A 1441-nucleotide genomic window follows, 5' to 3' on the forward strand; every position below is an offset into this window, starting at 1 on the left:
CCTGTTCCCCGGCGGCCGCGCCCCCCCCCCCCCCCCCCGGGGCCACACCCGTCGGAACCCGCACCGGGGTGCCGGGACTGTCCTAGATCGAGGGGGTTCGTCATGGAATACCTGAAGACCCACCACCAGTGGGAGAGCACCGTGCCGGTCCTCCCGAGGCCGGCTCCGGTCCCTACATCTGACAGACTCACGTGGGTGACCGAGTCCCTCCCGTCCGCCGTCGCGCACCGCGTGCTCGACGCCGTCGTCGCCATCACGAGCAACCTCGACCTCGACACCGTGCTCCGCCGCATCGTCGAGGCCGCCATGGACCTCACCGGAGCCCGCTACGGCGCGCTCGGTGTCCGCGACGGCGAACGGCTGGGCCGGTTCGTGCCCGTCGGCATGGAGGACTCCGAGGTCGAGGCGATCAGCCACTGGCCGCACGGCCACGGCCTGCTGGGCGAGGTCATCCGGCACCCGCACCCCTTGCGGGTCGACAAGATCGAGGGCTACCCCGCGGCGTCGGGCTATCCCGCGGGTCACCCGCCCATGCACTCGTTCCTCGGCGTCCCGATCCAGGTCCGTGACTCGGTCTACGGCAACCTCTACCTGACGGACAAGCGCGACGGCTCCCCCTTCACGCAGGACGACGAGGCCGCGGTCCGCGCCCTGGCCGCCGCGGCGGGCGTCGCGGTCGACAACGCGCGCCTCTACGAGGACGGCCGTCGCGTCGCGGTGCTCGAGGACCGCGAGCGCATCGCCCGCGACCTGCACGACGTCGTCATCCAGCGCATCTTCGCGTCCGCGATGACGCTCATGAGCACGACCAAGCACATCGACAACGAGATCGTCCGCTCGCGTGTCGAGGAGGCCGTCAACGACCTCGACGACACCATCCGCGAGATCCGCTCGACGATCTTCGCGCTCCAGGCCACCACTCCCCCCGAGGCGAGCCTCCAGGAACGGCTGACCGTGGCGGCCGACGCCGTGACCCCCGCGCTCGGGTTCGCCCCCTCGGTCATCATCGAGAGCGACGACTCGTCGCTCGTGCCCGCCGAGGTCGCGGACCAGCTCGTGGTCGTGGTCGGCGAAGCCCTCACGAACGTCGCCCGGCACGCACGGGCCTCGCGCGTCGACGTGCGGCTCAAGGTCACCGACGACGCCATCACGCTGTCGGTGGTCGACGACGGGATCGGCTGCGAGGGGATCGACGCGGGCGACCACCGCGGTGGGCTGCACAACCTCGCGACACGCGCCGAGGCCCTGCACGGGAAGCTCGCGGTGGGTCCTGCCGAGGCCGTGGCGCGCGAGGTCGTGGGGGCTCGTGGGATTGGGGCCGACGCCGCGACGACGGGCGACGGCTCGTCGACCGCGGTCCCGACGGGCCGCGGGACCGCGCTCGTGTGGAGGATCCCCAACGCCTGAGACCCTGGTCCGGGCCGTGGCGGTTCGCCACGGC

At 72.5% G+C, this 1441-nt stretch carries 1 protein-coding gene; it reads left to right on the forward strand.

Annotation, left to right across the window (positions count from 1 at the left end; all coding sequences use genetic code 11):
- Positions 1-195 precede the first annotated feature (195 nt).
- Positions 196-1407 (forward strand): GAF domain-containing sensor histidine kinase, encoded by a 1212-nt coding sequence (locus ACFWFR_RS19340; protein WP_377624204.1) that lies wholly within the window; start codon positions 196-198, stop codon positions 1405-1407.
- Positions 1408-1441: the final 34 nt, after the last annotated feature.

Source organism: Oerskovia sp. NPDC060287, from assembly GCF_042726775.1.
Taxonomy (GTDB): domain Bacteria; phylum Actinomycetota; class Actinomycetes; order Actinomycetales; family Cellulomonadaceae; genus Oerskovia; species Oerskovia merdavium.